This window comes from Deltaproteobacteria bacterium (assembly GCA_016183235.1).
GTDB lineage: Bacteria > UBA10199 > UBA10199 > DSSB01 > JACPFA01 > JACPFA01.
On sequence record JACPFA010000001.1, the window covers coordinates 21,850 to 38,189 of the forward strand.

The window sequence follows — 16,340 nt, forward strand, 5'->3', positions numbered from 1 at the left end:
GAATCCACCCCCGCGATATTGTATTGCTAAAGGAATTCCAGCCAAATCAATTGATGCTGAATAAAAGATCCTCGCCCAGTGCGCGCATCCACCACAAAACCCAGATCGGGCCCAATCATCCCCGCTACTACCTGTTGGGATTCAACTTCACGATAACCCACTAGCTCACCGCGAGGAATAGGTTCACCTTCACCCAAATAATGCACTTCGCCTCTGCGAACCTCATCACCCAGGGCTACTAGACCGCTATGATGAGGGGACAGCCTTTTAAAGAAAACTCTTGGATCTGAAATGGGTTTTGCAAGATCTCCAATCGTAACAACACGATCTGCAGCCGCTAAATCAACGGCATCCCCCTCGTTTGATGGCCCGCCGGATCGCAAAGCCTTTGCAGCATCCCCTGATCTCCCAAAGAGCGCCGCAAAACCTCTACCGGCACCACGAGGCAAACCCGCTAACGCTCGCCAGGCCCTAAGAGCAAGCCCCGCCCACTCCGCATCACCGACAGTTTTGCCTGTCTCTACCCCTGCCGCTCTCGCATCAGGCACAGCCCTTGCTTCTTCGGCCTTTCCCCTAGCTTCACCCGTTTCGCCTGCGGGCCTACCTTCACGACTTGGTTCACGACCACCGGTTAATCCCCCGGCTTTTACTGTTCTACCTGCCATAAAAATTCCTTCCCATACCCAAAGGTGGGTATAAGAGTCTTTTCGTTAATTTTATGATTTTGTTTCTTAATATACGTATGTTTATGATCAATAAATATAATTATAATCATTATCATGGGTTACAGAATTATTTCGGTTGCGTATCTTATTTAAAATTATTCATACCCATGAACATTTTTATTGAAAAACGTTCATAGATGTGAATAATTTTATAAAATGACTTTTGAACGTACTCTCACTCAAATCCTTCCTCATTTTAAAGATAAGCTCCTTTTTATTTTTGGGCCTCGCCAGGCAGGAAAAACTTTTCTCATCCAGCATAAGTTAAAACCCAATCTCGATTTAAACATGGATATTCCCAAAGACCGGTTGGCCTTTAAAAAATTCCCCGAATTTATTATTCAGTGGTACGAAAAAAATTGGGGAGCCTTTCCCATCATAAACCCTGCCAAACACAAGCCCCTTGTCTTCTTAGATGAAATTCACAAAGTGAAAGGCTGGCGCAATTTAATAAAGGGCACTTATGATAAAACCTCTCACGCTATCAACTATGTGGCATCGGGTTCTTCGGCCTTTCATTTAAGAAAACAAGATCAGGGCGATTCTTTGGCTGGTAGAGCTGTGTGGCTACCTTTGTTTCCTCTTTCTTTTAGAGAATATGTAACATCACAAACAAGTTCTCTAAAATTAGAAAAACCTTGGAAAGGAGAAACAGCCATTATCCCTAAAATAAAAGCTCTTTTACCCCAGCAAAAACAACTGCGCCATTATTGGGATTTTTATTCCCAGTACGGAAGTTTCCCTGAAAATTTGGTTAGGCAAGACATGTTGTTTTTTAAACAGTGGTTAGAAGATTATCAAACCGCCATGCTCGATCGTGACTTGAAAGACCTACATTTAGGAAAGGATGTTGAACGTATCTGGCAAGTTTATCAACTTTTATTGGAAGGTTTAGGTTCCACCTATTCTCTGCGCAGTTTAGCTGAAACTCTCCAGGTTTCACCCAATACAATCAAAAATGATCTGTTGGCGCTGCGGCAAGTGCTGTGGGGTTTTGAATTGCCCGTTTGTGTTGTATCGAAAGCAAAACAAATTCGTAAAGAAAAAAAATTCTACCCCATCGATTTTTCCTTTGTGAACTACACCTCCGATTTTGAAGCAGGTGCCAGGTTTGAAACTCAAGTGGCCTGCCTGCTCTACCGGGGGTTATTTTCAGAAACGTCCGGTGTTTTTCCTGCTTTACAGTTAGGTTTTTATCGCGATTACCAACAACACGAAATTGATTTTGTAATCCGAACCAAAAAAGAAATTTTGGCAAGCATTGAATGTAAATTAAAAGCAAAACAAAGCCTTCAATCTACCCCTCGCCTCGAAAAGCTTGGGGCAAAAGAGGCATTATGGGTGATTGCCGAACCGGGTATTTTTGAAAAAACCAACTCAGGGTGGATCATCAGCATTGAATTTTTTGCTGCGATTCTGGCGTAAAAATCAAATATGGCACCAAAGCCCCCTCTATTAAACTTGAATTTTGATTCCTAACATTGGATATTCTCCCAAGCCATAAATTATGAGTATTAATTCTGCCCAATTGAAGCTTTTTCTGATTGAAGGCGAAGGCCTGACCGTTGAGTTCAAAGAAAAATACACACCAAAAATAGATCGGGACATTGTCGCGCTGGCTAATGCTCGGGGCGGCATCATTCTTCTTGGTGTAAACGATGAGGGCAATGTCGTAGGTGAGAAGCTCACCAATCGCATGAAAGCCGAACTTATTGACCTTGCCCGCAACTGCGAGCCGCATATTACACTTGCCGGAATATCCCGGGTTGGTGACGTTATTGCTATCGAGGTTCCTCAAGGACGTGAAAAACCTTACAGTTGCTCATCGGGTTATTTCCGTAGGCTCGATGCGGTTACGCAAAAAATGACCCAAAAAGAAGTTCGGACCCTGTTCAGAGAAAGCACGGATGTCATTTTTGAAGATTTGGATTGTTTCAAAATTGCATTAGGAGATCTTTCACTCAAAAAAATCCGGTTATTTTTTAAAGAATCGGGGGCTTCGGTTAAAGTGAGTCAAGCAAACTTGCCCTCAATTCTTGCTAGCGTTGGCACCTATCATGAGGGCAGAATCAAGAATGCTGGGACTTTGATGTTCGCTGATAACGTCAGTAAATTTATTCCGTATTGCGAATCAATTCTCGCAGCGTTCAAAGGCAAGAATAAAACCTACATCTACGATCGTAAAGACATCCGAGATGATTTGTTGACTCAACTCAATGAAGCAATGGCCTTTTTGAAAAAACATCTGAACGTACGCAGCGAAATTCATGAATTGGATCGTCATGATATTTATGAAATTCCATTGGATGTATTACGAGAAGCACTAGTGAACGCACTTGTCCACCGTGATTACAGCATGCGTGGCACGAATATCTCGGTAAATATATTTGATGACAGAGTTGAAATAGTAAACCCCGGCGGGCTTCCCTCCGGTCTTTCAAAAGAAAATTTTGGGAAAGAATCCGTCAGGCGTAATTTGATTATTGCAGATTTGTTTCACCGTATGGACAAGATGGAACGTGTTGGTTCTGGTATAGGCCGAATGCGAACACTGATGAAAAAGGCCCATCTTAAAAAACCAGTTTTTGAATCAGATACGTTTTTTCGTGCTCTATTTTACCGAAACCCAAAATATGCATTGAAGGCCACTGATGATAAAAATGAAGAGAAAACTAGGGAGAAAACTAGGGAGAAAACTAGGGAGAAAATCCTACGTCTAATTCGTGAAAACCCTGGAATAGCAACAGAAGAAATGGCTTCCACCCTTGACCTTACACGTAAAGGGGTGGAATGGCAGGTTAGGAAACTGAAAGAAGCTGGTCTTTTGCAAAGAGTGGGCCCAGACAGGGGTGGCCACTGGGAAGTTATTGAATGATGGAATACTTTCGTTATCTTCTTCTTATTTTTATTTTTGCATGTCCAGTTGAATTGCGCGCCGAATATTCTCAGGAGGCGGTGAGTTATTTTCTCACCACAGCGCTGGGCTCGGAATATGGCAACAAAAACCCCATGATTAAAAAATGGAACCAAAACCTGCGCATCGTTGTTAAAGGCAACCCTAAGGCAGAAGATTTACAAACCCTGCGGCAAGTCGTCGGTGACCTGAATAGTTTGGTGCAACCCATTCAATTGCAGTTTTCAAGTGACCGGCCCAATGTAACGATTTATTTTGTACCGGTTTCACAATTTAAAAGTTATTTAAAAGAATATGTGCCCGGCAACATGGGATTTGCCTACATTCTATGGGATGGGGCCTATAATATTTACGAAGCTACCGTGTTGATTAGCACTGAAAAAATCACCCAACTTGAACGCAATCATCTCATTCGTGAAGAACTCACCCAAAGTTTGGGGCTGCTCAACGACAGTTTTATTTACCCTGATAGTATTTTTTATCAAAAATGGACCCAGGTGCAAACTTATGCCCCCATTGATCGCAAGGTGATCCAAATACTCTACGACCCCAAAATTAAACCCGGCATGAAACGACAAAAGGCAAGGAAGGTGCTGGGGTACTAATCTAATTTTGTCATTGCGAGCCCAACGGGCGAAGCAATCTCACCGGTTAAATCGAGTAGATTGCTTCGTCGCAGACTCCTCGCAATGACAGAGCTTACGACGCAAGGGGCCGCAATTCGTCGCGCAAGGTCATCCAGCGACGTAAAAGCTCAGGGTTACGATTGAGTGGATCTTGGGTATCGAGGGTCGCACGCACTTTGCTAAATTCTTGGTAAAGCTTTTCATAGCGCCATTCCAAATCGGCTTGCGCAACCCTGGCCCGATAGTTGGTATGAGACGTGGCTTTGCTAGCCACATAGCGAGCGCCAGTGCCACCACCTTTCAACCCCAACACCAATGCCGCGTTGTCATAGGCCACATGGCCCAAATTTTCGGCGCTCAATTGATAGGCCAGGTGACCCACCACATCATCTAAATTTTCCAACTCGCCGGTGGCCAGCATCAGACCTGATTGCAAACCAACATCGTTCACGCCCCACCAACCGTTAAAGGCGGTGTACTCTGCACCCAAGCGCGTGCCGTATGGCAAGAGCCAGAGGCCTGCATCTCGCGAGTAGGTGGCAAAACCTTTTGCCAACTGGCCAGTGGAGTGGGCAAAGGTTCTAAAGCCCGGTTTAGCGATATAACGTTCGGCATAACCACCAAAATGTTCGGCCATGGTAGGAAAGCGCGCGTTACGCAGCATGGCTGGCATCATGCGCAGGGCCAAGCGATCGGCTGCCCCCAGGGTGCGTAACATGGGGTTAAAGGCCACCACATCATAAACAAAGTGAGTTATATTTTGCCCCACGCTTAAATGAGAGTTGAACAAGGGGCGGTTGGTGAGGCCCATCTCATTAAAGGCAACGGTGCCGCCTTTTTCTAACAGATGAAAGGCTAACGAATGACTTAAAGCTTCAGCAGGCGTGGTAAAATGCCTTGTTGTCGTAAGCCAGCGAGCTGCTCGACCCACCGAAGTAGCCGCTCCAGCGCGCCAACCGCGCACCGCATAGCTACCCACCCGGGTTGCACCCGGCAACACTCGTGCTGCTCCAAGCGCCATCCTGCCTAAAAACGAACCTCCGCGCAACAACACCGCACCGACCCCTGGCGCAAAAAAGCTGGAACCTAAAATCAGCACGACGGTAACGGCAAATTCTTGCCGTTCGTTGCTGGCTTGAATGCGATCATGCTCTTTTGCCAAACTATGGCGTCGCTTTTGAAAAGCAACCCATAAATTTTGCGCCTCTTCCATCCGGCCCTCACCGATGAGTTTGGCAATCTCTTGCAAACGCCGTCGCAAGTGATAGGCCCGCGGCACAAAGGCCTGGCCATCAAGCACGCTACCTTCTAATTCACCCATGTCAGCCAAGGATCGTTCTAAACTCTGCACCCCCACATAGCCATCGCTCCATCGGTTCCAAAAATCAAATTGCTCGATGCGTGCGTAGATGGCCTGAGTTTGAGCGACACTTAAACTCAAGGAATCATCGAGCTCAAAGCGATACGGTGGGTCAGGTTCAGCCGCAGCTTGCAAGTCTAAATAGTGGCGCACCTGCCAAAGCTCTTGGGCTAAATCCTCTTTTTGTTCAAGATAATCTAAAATTAACCCGGGCTGGCGAATAAAGTTCACAAAGCCTAACTTAGCCAAGGGCATTCGGTTTAACAAATCCTCTCGCCAATCAGCAGCATGGGCTGCGCCTAAGATGGCATTGATCATGTCATCGGGTTTTAAAAGCGATAATTTTTTAATTCCAGGGGGTGGTAGGCCTTGCTTTTTTTGATCATACTCTTCTAAACTAAGCGCGGTTGCACCCACCGCCTTGCTGATATAATAATCAAGATGGTTTAAAGCATGGCCTAGCGGGTCTTGTTTTTTGGCTTTGGCCTTTTGGCGTTCCATCGCTAGCACTTTAATATCAAGCGTTTCCGGGGCTTGGCCTAAAAGATCGGCCGCCTCGTGGCGTAAATATTCTCTTAAACCATAAAGGCTAGAAAGGCCTGCCCGGCGCCGGGTGAATGAAATATCTGATTCGTCACGCAAGCGGGCATCGAGGCTGTCAGCGGTTTGAATAAGATATTCCACCAAAGCTTCTCCATACTGGTGGCGCAAATTTTGATGAAGCTCTTCAAGAACCAAGGCTGGGTTTAACTCGGGATCTGAGAATATTTCGGCCATCATGGATCCCGGCTCAAGGCCGGGATGACGTGGGTGTCCGCCAGAGGTGGGCACTTGCAATGACATCTGCGTTGCATGGAGTTGTTCAATCGACTCTTCCAATGTTTTCAACTTCCACAAGATTTCTCGCAACGGGTTGGGTGCCGCCGATGTTGTTTCTTCTGAATTGGCATGAGCCTGGATGAGGCCTTGAAAATACGCCCCTCCCTCAGCAAAATCGCTGGCCATCGTTTTCAAAACGTTTTCTAACCACTCGGGGGTGGGTTGAAGGGGAATTTCGGGCAAGGTTGAATTGACATTGGCTAATACCTTAATAACGGGGCTAACATTAGAAGACAAGCCCACAAACACTTCCCAACGGTAAACCCGTGCCAACTTGTTAGGGATTTCAGAGGTCAAGGGGTTTTGGCCATGATCGGTGATGACTTTTTGCAAGGCCCGTTCGATTTTATTGAGCTTACCTTCGGCCTCTTTACCCCCACGAAAAATTTCAAAGCTTAAAGGCAAATCATGGGAGCCATCATCGACCTCATCCCATTGGGCAGCAATAGACTCATTCCACATAGCTTTCAAAGTGCCACGGGCCTGCAACAAAGCTTCTCGTTGCACTAAGAAAACCTTTACATGACCTGGCACCTCTTGCCAACGCACAATGGTATCAGCCCAACCAAGGTTGGCTTCGTGCGAAACTAACATGGCTTGTCTCAGTTCATGCAAACCTTGATTGATAAGCGGTTCAAGCCAAGGGGCAAACCTAACATAAACGCGCAATTCCTCAAGTTCGCCATAGGTTTGGAGGGCCTGAAAATACAATACAGCATCGGTTATCTTATCTTTTAAAGGCTTGTCGAGTGTGGCTTCCCCAGAAACTTTAAGACCTTCGGCAACATTTTCCATCAAGCCCAGGATAGCTTGAGCCTCTTGCTCATCGATGAGCTTTTTCAAGCGATCAGGCAATTGCGACAATTGATCCAAAACGTTTTTGGCAAGGCTTGCCTTTTTCAACCAACCCTGCAAACCCGCGGTATCTGCCGATACCATGAGCTTGCCTAATTCACGGGCCAGTACTTTGGCCAAACCTTGATGCGAAAAATCAGCCCGATCATACGATTGAAAATGGGTATAGTAAATCAAAGCTTGCGAAAACACGGCAATGACTTGATTATGTTCTTGAAAATCGGGGTTTTTGCTCAAGGCTTGTAAGATTTCTTGTTGCAGGTCCTCGACTTTTTTTTGCAAAACCACGGCCCTGACCTCTAGGTCTTGGCGATATTGGCTTTGAGCGGCCTGTTCTTGCGCATCACGGGGTAAGTTTTGAAAATCAGCCGACATCAATTCTTGGCCAAGGCCCGCCAGTTCACTTAATGCACTATTAAGTGCCCTTTGTTGCTGATCTAAAGCCTCAGGCCACGCGGGTGCTTGCAAGATTAAATCTTGGAATTTTTGGGCGAGGGCAAGGTCTTCTTGGAGAATTTGGGCAGGGTCCCCCAACACCACCGGCGGTTGGCCGCTGATTAGTTGCTGCAATTCTTGAAAATCCCCGGCCATATCCGGCGCTGCCACGGGTGCCGCTAAGTTTGTCGGTGGCACTTCGGCAATGCCAGCATCACCTACGGCGAAATTAGCGCCTGCATCAATTTTTGGTGTTACTTCCCCTGGCCTTCCCATATATCCCCTTCCCTTCTACCAACAACTTACCAATCACCCTTATCACCGCCATCCCTCACAAGCTCTGCCGCTGCCTCAACAGCATCCGCTTGACCTGGAAATAAAGGAACCGTGTTTGCTGGTTCAGCAGTTTGAACGGGCGCCGTTCTTGCCGGATAAAAAACATAATCGGGGTTATCGGGGCGAGGAGGAAAACGTGTATTGAGCCACTTAGAAAATAGTGCAAGCCTGTCAAAGGCGCGGTGGGCCAAATGACTCTCTTCGACCACAAAGGTTGCCAACCGACGTAGTTCTGGCAAGAGTTCTGCTTTGCCCGGAATAACCCCAGTTCGCCTTTCTTCGCCCTTTTTAATTTCTTCTCCCGGCCGCTGGAATGGGAATACCCGTGCAACTGCTTCCCTAACTGCTCTTGGTGGTGGCATATCAAACCCCTTTTTAAAAAAATAACCCCTACGCACTTATCGTATCAAAATTAAATAAATTGCCATATTTTTACGCATATATTGTTTATAATACGTAAAACAGCCTACTTATATGAAATGAATGGAAAATTCAGCTTAGCAAGCTTTTACTCAAGGCAAAAGTTTTACAGTATAATGCCCGCCTTTACCCACAAAAAGCTCGTAGGTTTTGCTGCCATCACTGACCTGCAAAGTGTCGCCTACGATGAGAGGAGCATTCAATTGAAGGGGGCCAGTAAATGGAAATGGCGCTGAAGTAGGGGATCTTCCAGTTGTGAAACGGGTAAGGGTTGCCTCATGACCATCAGGCAAGACAATCAGCACATTATAGGCAAAACCATCTAACTCAAGAAAAAACTCATAATTCAACCTCACCTTGAACCCTGCTCCACCTAACTGGGCTAAAACAAAGTCGGTTGATTTATTAGCAGAAACCTTCGAACTGCGTACCATCTCAACAACCGGCACACCCGTCGTCTCGCTTGGAACAGTACCGGAAGAAAGTTCAATCGCAGCTACTCCAAAACCATTCCCCCTAAGTTCTGCCATTGTAACCAGCGCATCCATCTTGCCCCCTGACATTTGCTGTAAAGAATATTCTAAAAGAACAACCCCTGGAGGAGTAACTACGGGGAGTCCCATAAACATCCATATCCCTTGCACTACCGGCGGGAGCTCTCTAGCAGGCACTTCCATAAGCAGCTCATAAAGCGAGCCATGCAAAGCCTCTAAGGGGGTATAAACGCGGTAACGGTGAGCACCAATATCACCGGCCAAATTGTTCAAAAAAGTTGGGGTTATCTTTTGAGGAGCTATCAAAGAATGTGTTGTGTTATCCCAAATGGAGATCTCTCTTGGAACAACACCCCTTAAAGAGGGTCTCGTGATGATTCTTACGTAATAATTATCTGCTTCATAAAGACCATCGGGCAGTTTGGCAAACGGCGCATAGATTTGCCGAATAGAGTCGCCGGATTGCGAGAATTCCAAAGCATTAAAGGTTCCGAAGTCAGGCTCTATTTTGATTATGAGGTCCAACCCACTTAACTCAGCAAACGAATCCATGTTCCAATCAGCAAACGAATCCATGTTCCAAGCAGACCTTGGACGAAGAAAAGCTAGCCTGGATAATCCAAGGCGGTCAATCAAGGGGCTCACCCCAATGCGACCAAAAAGCCCACCCAACGCTTGGCCGGCTTCATACACCATACCAACATCAGAGCGGTTTGATATATCGACGGATTGAGGCTTTCCATGGCCAGCAAGCAAGCGCAACCAATCTATAGCCCCAACGGTTTTGACTGCATCGGCCACCACAGCCGCCGCTCCAGCTTTCACAGCCGCAATTCTTCCAGCTTCTCCCGAACGAGACCTAGACTCTCTTTCTTCACCAACCTTAGGATCTTTTGGCGTACCCTCACCACCCACTCGCCCTTGTTCACCCCCCCTGCCTTTTCCTCGCACCCCTCCTGGTCCACTAGCCATGGCTTAAGCTCCTTCTCACCCCCAATTTGATGTATGGCGCGTTTCTCGCTTTCCTAACAAAAAAGTTGCGCTTAATTAAGGGCTCTTTCTTTTCACCTTTACAATCGTCTAATTATAGTCTAAATTTAGACGAATATGTTTGAGCCTAAGTTCACGATTACAAACTTATTATTAAGTAATATCAAAAAGATAACCTCGATTATCTCTGATCTAAACCATCGTTCATTGCCTCATACGGTTTTAATGAAATTTGAAAAAAAGGCTGCTTCCTTGTCGACTTATGCCTCAACAAGTATCGAGGGCAATCCTCTCCCTCTAACCGATGTAAAAAGGCTTCTTAAAACCAGGCCTGCCCATATTCGAAATACGGAGCGCGAGGTTTTAAACTATAACCATGCCTTGGAAGAACTGAATAAAAAAATCGATGCTGGGCAATTGAATATCAACCTTGATTTAATATGCAATATTCAAAAGCAAATCACCGAAAAGTTAATCGAAAATCAGCGGTGGGGAAAATTAAGAAACGAACCGGTTTTTGTGAATGAACCCAAGAGTGGGCAGCTTGTTTATCTACCACCTGATCATCAAGATATGTCACGATTCATGAACGAACTACTAGAATTTTTGCATATCCAAAAAGGGAAAATTGACCCGCTCATTTTAGCTGGGATTTTTCACAAGCAGTTTGTCATCATCCACCCCTTTGTCGATGGCAATGGCAGAACCGCACGCCTGGCTACCAAAACAATTTTGGCAGAAATGGGAGTTAACACTTTTAAGCTTTTCAGCTTTGAAAATTATTATAATCAAAAGGTAAGCACCTATTTTCAAAAAGTAGGGTTATTGGGGAACTATTATGAACTCGAAAAAGCTATCGATTTTACAGAATGGCTAGAATATTTTACCGATGGAATCATCGACGAATTGTTGAGAGTTAAAAAAGAACTTGAATTAGAGAACTTATCGCCTGCCACCACCTTGCAACGTCATCATCAGAAAATTTTAGATTTTATTAAAAACCAAGGATTCATCACCGACCCGCAATACTCTAAACTCACCAAGCGAGCAAAAGCCACCCGAGCCCTCGATTTTAAAAAACTCCTAGAAATGGGATTAATCGAACGTTTTGGCAAAGGCAGAGCCACCCACTATAAACTTAAAGGTTGAAGGGGACTTCCCCTTTTCATCAGCCCCAATATCCAAGAGGGTGGTGCGGCTTTGGCCATCGATATCTTGAGGCACCCAAAGGCTCAAATTAAGGCCCTTGTCAATGGCGGGGGAACCATTCTTGATATGAAGATTTGAGGTTGAAGCAAACAAGGGGTTGCCGGTTAAAGAGTGGGCATCATAACCCCAGGTCTGCCAAGTACTAAAAGTAATGGGACTGGCATTATCGACGGTAACTGCACCATAAAAGAGATTGTAATCGGAGGTAAGAAGTAAATCAGGATTATCGGTGGGGGAAGACAATGTGGATAAAAGAAAATTGCTCTCTTCACTGGCTTCGGTGTTGGCATGAAAGGCATTCTCATCATAAGCACTTTGAGAATCGTTGGAATAAAAAATATTGTTATAAGCAATGGGATAAAGGGCGTGAGGGCCCCCACCATTTAATTTTGCCGCAACCTTGTTGTTAGAAAAACTGTTGTTAAATAGATAAACCGAACCTTCTGCCTCGCCCACATCAACCCCAGAAACCGTGTGATCTAATACAAAATTGTTGGTGATCAAAGTAGACGTGGCACCATGAATTTTAAGCCCATGATAATGACCTGACCCGGATAAGGTATTGCGATTTAAGGTTACACTGTCTGCTTCAAGATCAAGGCCTGTGTAATCATAACCTGCAAATTGGCTCGTTTGCACCGTGGCCTCATCGGTATAATTTAAAGTAACCGCATAATGGCCAACATCAGACAATGAACTCGTCGCAATTGAAAATTTTCCTAAATCCTGGCCTGAAATAGCGGCATAGCTTGAATGGGCAAGGGTGATTTTTTTGAGGGTAACCTCTTCAACTCCATAAAGGTAGATCCCATAAGAGGCACCGCTTGCATCGATGGTAATAGTATCCGCAACCAACGTATCTAAATCGTGAATAGAAACACCCGCATAAGAAAAACCCTGTAAGGTCAAAGCGCGGATGGTTAAATTTTGTAAATTAGAATAAGCCGAACTCGACAGGGCATAACTTGCACCATTGGCATCAATCGTTGCCCCACCTTGGTAGCCCAAAACCGCTAAACTCGTGGTTTGAATGTCATAGGGTAATGACAAGGCCTCGGTAAAAGTACCTTTTAGGCAAACTGTATCAACGATGGGGTTTTGCGCCAAACGATCGATGACTTCGGCCAAACTACCATAGGGGTTGAAATAACTACCATCGCCACCTGGCCCAGCAAGGCCTTCCGCAAACACCGTTGTGTTGACGGGGTTAAACGAGGTGCAAGTAGTGCTGAGGGTAATAGAACCTGAATGATAAATACCCCAAGCCCCGGCCACCGGCAAAATCAAAAAATAGGTAATGATAAAAAAGAATGTAGCATGTAAAAACCGCATAATCCCCCCTGTTCTACCAAGAGGGATGGTGCAAAAATTATACCCATATTTAAAATAAAATTATCGAATAATTTCAGCTAGTTAAAAACTGGGGCTTTTTAAGGCACAATATCTATACATGCTTATTTTAGAATGAATATAAGGTGGGATGGGTGTGTTGAAAAATGTCATTCCCGCCCCTGCCTCCGCAGGGATGACAGAAAGCACATTTTTCAACAAACCAAGGATGGCAAACCAGACAAATCTATTTCAACTTAAGCGATACGGTGAGATCAAATTTGGCGACCGGGGCCTCGCCACTGGTTTTGGGGGCAAAGGCTAAAATCTTGGTGGTGACATTCACGCGCTCTTTGGTTTTGATGGCCTTGGCCACGGCTTGTTTTATTTTGGTTCCGTCTTCGCAAATAAAGTGAACATCGCTTTCGGGCCTTTTCAAAAACTCAGCCGTGAAATCTTTAAAAATAAAAACCACGTTTTTTTGGCTGGCCTTAATGGCCGCTACTGCAAACAAGCCGCCCGCGCAATCAGCGCCAATCGCAAGCGCGCCGAAGTACATAGAACCCAAATGATTGCGGGTTAAAAAATTATGGGGGATGACCACTTCGCAACGCTTAGCGTTGATCTCTACAATGCGCGGCCTTAAAATAAAAAGCAGCGGGATTTTACGTATCGCAAACCCCCAGAGTTCTAAGGTTTGTCTTAAATTGGCCATAAAATTTTCTCCTCTAATATTTGAGGCGAACGGGTGACCCGGGTAGGGGGCCCCCCACCAGCGCGGAGTCTGCTTTGCAGACGAGCACTGCTGGGGGAAGACCCGGGGCCGGGCCCGTTCGCCTAAATAGGCTCCTGTTGAGTGACGCAATGAAAGGCCCCTAACCCAACCACAACTTTTGAGCAATTGATTCCTATCACTTCGCGGGTGGGAAAAAACTTGCGTAACGTTGTTAAAACCCTTTCATCATTTTTATCATTGAAGATTGGTGCCAACACCACTGCATTGCCAATGTAAAAATTAGCATAACTCGCAGGCAACCTACCCTTCACAAAGGGATCTTCGATCGGAGCGGGCATGGGCAAGGTTACAATTTCAAAGGGTTTACCGTTTACATCTCGCAAAGATTTTAATACCCGCAAATTTTCTTGTAAGATTTTATAATTTTCATCGCTAGGGTCTTCTTCTGCCACGGCTATAATAGTGCTGGCATTAACAAACCGTGCCAGGTCATCGATGTGCCCATCGGTATCGTCACCTGCAATGCCCGCAGGCAACCAACCAATAGTATTTGCTCCAAAAAAATTCTTTAACCGAGTTTCAATTGCTGCTTTGCTTAATTGAGGGTTACGGTTGGGGTTGAGCAAACATTGTTCGGTGGTGAGCAAAAACCCTTTACCATTCACTTCAATCGACCCACCTTCTAAAATCATTTGGCCATCGACCCTTGGCAAACCTAATAAAGATGATACTTGGCTTGGAACCTGGTTGTCTAATTGCCAATCGGGGTATTTACCGCCCCAGCGATTAAAACCAAAATCTAAAATTGTTTTGCCGTGGGGACCTTGCACAAAAATGGGCCCGTAGTCGCGGATCCAGGCATCGTTGGTGAGAATTTGATGAAAATGAATTTGAGATTGCTTCGCGGACGCTCGCAATGACAGAAGTGTGCTGTCCACGAGAGAACGATCATTTGCCAAAACATGAACCTCTTCACCCAAACTTAAATGCTGGATCATTTGCCACCAAATATCTTGCACCTCGGCTAAATATTTTTCTGGCCAAGTTTCGATATTAAAAGGCCAGGCGAGCCAGGTGGCTTTATGTGGTTCCCACTCGGCGGGCATATGAAAAGTTAGAGATTGATTCGGCATTGATTATTTATCCAGATAACGCGCGGTTAAGCCTTCATAAGCATCTACCCGCCGATCCCGCAGAAACGGCCATTGTTGGCGAGTATGTTCGATCAAACTTAAATCGCAATCGACCACTAACACTTCTTCTTTGTCGGCATAGGCCCGTTTGATCACGCGACCTATGGGATCGGCCACAAACGAAGAACCCCAAAACTGAATTTCACCTTCTTTCCCCACCCGATTAACGGCCACCACAAACACCCCATTGGCAATGGCGTGAGAACGCTGCATGGTCTCCCAGGCCTCGTGTTGAGCGATCTGGGTGGGTTTGTCATCTTCCGAAATCCAACCAATAGCCGTGGGATAAAATAGAATATCAGCCCCTTTTAAAGCGGTTAGCCTCGCCCCCTCGGGAAACCATTGGTCCCAACAAATGAGCACCCCCAATTTGGCAACCGGTGTAGCCACGGCCAAAAAACCCAAATCGCCCCCGGCAAAATAGTATTTTTCATAAAAGAGGGGGTCGTCGGGGATATGCATTTTGCGATAATGCGACAAAATTTTACCATCGGGCCCTAAAACCACCGCACTATTATGATAAACCCCTTTGCCTCGTTTTTCAAAAAGCGGCGCTATCACTACCACCTTATGTTGAACCGCAAACGCGCTTAAAGCTTGAGTTGTAGGCCCTGGGATTGTTTCGGCAAATTCAAAATTCCGCTGTTCTTCTTTTTGACAAAAATATTGGGTAGCAAATAATTCGGGTAGACTTATCACCTTGGCCCCCTTTTCAACGGCTTGGGTTAATAGGCTCATGGCTTTGTCTAAATTTTCTTTGGGTTTGGGGCTGCAACTCATTTGAATCAACCCAACCCGCGTTATTTCTTTATTTGCCACCATAGTGGTCTCCTTGGTACAATTTATGCTATATAAAAGCCCTATGGAAAAAGAAGCTGAAATTCTCGATCAAATCCGTAAAAAACATAGCCTGCTTTCTCCTGAAGAACAAAGCCTTTTAGCCCAACTCGTGTTGAATATCAAAGATGTTTCCGGGGTTAAGTTTCAAGAGGCCAAAGACCGTTTCATGAGCCATTTAGAGGCCGATTTGTACCGCTTCTTTTCTTGGAACGTCCAACCCATGCAGCGCAGCCTGATCCGCGACAAATTTTTAAATATTGCCGGCCTTTACAATGTAATCCCCCATCAAGAAATCCTCGACATGCTCGCCCGCGTGGGCAGCCAATTTAAAAGACCCATTAGCGATGTGCTCCCCGAAGATCTTTTCGGCAAAGAAACCGAAATTGACGCGGTTAATTTAAAACACCTCTCCCCTTTTGCCGAAGTTTTAAATGTGGTGGAAAAAACGGTGGGGGTCACCTACCTCGATTTTATTTCGGGCAATCGCGAATTGGGTATTTCACCCATCATTCATTCTATTTTATTTGGTAAAAATATTGCCTTGAATCATTCGGAAGAAAATTACCTCTCGGCCTCTTCCGAAGTTTTTACCAAAACCGTTTATGTATCAACTCACACTAGCGGCGGGAAAAAGCGTGACTACATCAGCATGGGTTATGACCTCATCACCCAAAGCTCATTTGTCGACTTTTTTTACAGCATCGAAAAAGATTTTAATATCAACAAAGTGTTGCGCAACTCCATGATCATTGGCACCCGTTTTGTAGAGGCCATGATTTTGTGGCTAGAATCGGAGTTTGGCAACCCGCGGTACCGGGAATTGTTCGACCAATTGGCCGGTGAAGAAAATAAATATTCGCTCGAAACTTTTTTAGAAGATTATCTCGTTTATTTAGAAACCGAACTCATGGACCAAAACATCAACTTAGTAGCCCAATTGAACGAAAAATTGGGACTTGCCAAAGATGATTTTAAGGTTCATATGTAAGACTTTATTAA

General features: G+C 45.3%; 13 protein-coding genes. 5 read left to right on the forward strand and 8 right to left on the reverse strand.

What is annotated here, in order from left to right; all coding sequences use genetic code 11:
- Window positions 1-26 precede the first annotated feature (26 nt).
- The gene (locus HYU97_00095; GenBank protein ID MBI2335152.1) at window positions 27-665 is read right to left on the reverse strand and encodes a hypothetical protein; all 639 of its coding nucleotides are present in this window, start codon (window positions 663-665) and stop codon (window positions 27-29) included.
- Window positions 666-881: 216 nt separating this feature from the next.
- Here HYU97_00095 and HYU97_00100 point away from each other — a divergent pair, with 216 nt between their 5' ends.
- The 3 genes from HYU97_00100 to HYU97_00110 all read left to right on the forward strand — a co-directional run bounded on the left by HYU97_00100 (window position 882) and on the right by HYU97_00110 (window position 4,244).
- A complete protein-coding gene (locus HYU97_00100) occupies window positions 882-2,150 on the forward strand; it encodes an ATP-binding protein (protein ID MBI2335153.1) in 1,269 nt (422 codons plus the stop codon).
- Between the two features lie 82 nt (window positions 2,151-2,232).
- Entirely contained in the window at window positions 2,233-3,600 is a 1,368-nt protein-coding gene (locus tag HYU97_00105) for a putative DNA binding domain-containing protein (protein MBI2335154.1), read from the forward strand.
- Window positions 3,597-4,244: a DUF2927 domain-containing protein gene (locus tag HYU97_00110; GenBank protein ID MBI2335155.1), complete on the forward strand. Its 648-nt coding sequence runs from the start codon at window positions 3,597-3,599 to the stop codon at window positions 4,242-4,244. The genes HYU97_00105 and HYU97_00110 overlap by 4 nt, the downstream gene beginning before the upstream one ends.
- 94 nt (window positions 4,245-4,338) lie before the next feature.
- On the opposite strand, the gene HYU97_00115 is transcribed toward HYU97_00110, so the two are convergent.
- From HYU97_00115 to HYU97_00125, 3 genes are all read right to left on the reverse strand, one after another.
- Window positions 4,339-8,070 (reverse strand): peptidylprolyl isomerase, encoded by a 3,732-nt coding sequence (locus HYU97_00115; GenBank protein ID MBI2335156.1) that lies wholly within the window; start codon window positions 8,068-8,070, stop codon window positions 4,339-4,341.
- Between the two features lie 26 nt (window positions 8,071-8,096).
- Window positions 8,097-8,492, reverse strand: coding sequence for a hypothetical protein (locus HYU97_00120; GenBank protein MBI2335157.1), 396 nt, complete (start codon window positions 8,490-8,492; stop codon window positions 8,097-8,099).
- 150 nt (window positions 8,493-8,642) lie between these two features.
- Window positions 8,643-10,016 (reverse strand): hypothetical protein, encoded by a 1,374-nt coding sequence (locus HYU97_00125; GenBank protein ID MBI2335158.1) that lies wholly within the window; start codon window positions 10,014-10,016, stop codon window positions 8,643-8,645.
- Window positions 10,017-10,151: 135 nt separating this feature from the next.
- Here HYU97_00125 and HYU97_00130 point away from each other — a divergent pair, with 135 nt between their 5' ends.
- Window positions 10,152-11,183: a Fic family protein gene (locus tag HYU97_00130; GenBank protein MBI2335159.1), complete on the forward strand. Its 1,032-nt coding sequence runs from the start codon at window positions 10,152-10,154 to the stop codon at window positions 11,181-11,183.
- Here HYU97_00130 and HYU97_00135 read toward each other — a convergent pair.
- From HYU97_00135 to HYU97_00150, 4 genes are all read right to left on the reverse strand, one after another.
- On the reverse strand, window positions 11,130-12,575 hold the full coding sequence (locus HYU97_00135; GenBank protein MBI2335160.1) for a right-handed parallel beta-helix repeat-containing protein: 1,446 nt from the start codon (window positions 12,573-12,575) through the stop codon (window positions 11,130-11,132). The two genes, HYU97_00130 and HYU97_00135, sit on opposite strands and share 54 nt — an antisense overlap.
- 244 nt (window positions 12,576-12,819) lie before the next feature.
- Window positions 12,820-13,287, reverse strand: coding sequence for a DUF4442 domain-containing protein (locus tag HYU97_00140; protein MBI2335161.1), 468 nt, complete (start codon window positions 13,285-13,287; stop codon window positions 12,820-12,822).
- Between the two features lie 122 nt (window positions 13,288-13,409).
- Window positions 13,410-14,441 carry an agmatine deiminase family protein gene (locus HYU97_00145; protein ID MBI2335162.1) on the reverse strand — a complete coding sequence of 344 codons (1,032 nt, stop codon included), beginning with the start codon at window positions 14,439-14,441 and terminating at the stop codon, window positions 13,410-13,412.
- Between the two features lie 3 nt (window positions 14,442-14,444).
- The gene (locus HYU97_00150; GenBank protein MBI2335163.1) at window positions 14,445-15,323 is read right to left on the reverse strand and encodes a carbon-nitrogen hydrolase; all 879 of its coding nucleotides are present in this window, start codon (window positions 15,321-15,323) and stop codon (window positions 14,445-14,447) included.
- A 40-nt stretch (window positions 15,324-15,363) separates the two neighbouring features.
- On the opposite strand from HYU97_00150, the gene HYU97_00155 reads away from it, so the two are divergent.
- On the forward strand, window positions 15,364-16,329 hold the full coding sequence (locus HYU97_00155; protein MBI2335164.1) for a hypothetical protein: 966 nt from the start codon (window positions 15,364-15,366) through the stop codon (window positions 16,327-16,329).
- Window positions 16,330-16,340: the final 11 nt, after the last annotated feature.

Excerpts from the sequence above, each read along its gene's own strand:
- HYU97_00125 (MBI2335158.1), bottom strand. The coding sequence starts at position 10,016 with ATGGCTAGTGGACCAGGAGGGGTGCGAGGAAAAGGCAGGGGGGGTGAA.
- HYU97_00140 (MBI2335161.1), bottom strand. The coding sequence starts at position 13,287 with ATGGCCAATTTAAGACAAACCTTAGAACTCTGGGGGTTTGCGATACGT.
- HYU97_00135 (MBI2335160.1), bottom strand. The coding sequence starts at position 12,575 with ATGCGGTTTTTACATGCTACATTCTTTTTTATCATTACCTATTTTTTG.
- HYU97_00100 (MBI2335153.1), top strand. The coding sequence starts at position 882 with ATGACTTTTGAACGTACTCTCACTCAAATCCTTCCTCATTTTAAAGAT.
- HYU97_00155 (MBI2335164.1), top strand. The coding sequence starts at position 15,364 with ATGGAAAAAGAAGCTGAAATTCTCGATCAAATCCGTAAAAAACATAGC.
- HYU97_00110 (MBI2335155.1), top strand. The coding sequence starts at position 3,597 with ATGATGGAATACTTTCGTTATCTTCTTCTTATTTTTATTTTTGCATGT.
- HYU97_00145 (MBI2335162.1), bottom strand. The coding sequence starts at position 14,441 with ATGCCGAATCAATCTCTAACTTTTCATATGCCCGCCGAGTGGGAACCA.
- HYU97_00095 (MBI2335152.1), bottom strand. The coding sequence starts at position 665 with ATGGCAGGTAGAACAGTAAAAGCCGGGGGATTAACCGGTGGTCGTGAA.
- HYU97_00150 (MBI2335163.1), bottom strand. The coding sequence starts at position 15,323 with ATGGTGGCAAATAAAGAAATAACGCGGGTTGGGTTGATTCAAATGAGT.
- HYU97_00130 (MBI2335159.1), top strand. The coding sequence starts at position 10,152 with ATGTTTGAGCCTAAGTTCACGATTACAAACTTATTATTAAGTAATATC.
- HYU97_00120 (MBI2335157.1), bottom strand. The coding sequence starts at position 8,492 with ATGCCACCACCAAGAGCAGTTAGGGAAGCAGTTGCACGGGTATTCCCA.
- HYU97_00105 (MBI2335154.1), top strand. The coding sequence starts at position 2,233 with ATGAGTATTAATTCTGCCCAATTGAAGCTTTTTCTGATTGAAGGCGAA.
- HYU97_00115 (MBI2335156.1), bottom strand. The coding sequence starts at position 8,070 with ATGGGAAGGCCAGGGGAAGTAACACCAAAAATTGATGCAGGCGCTAAT.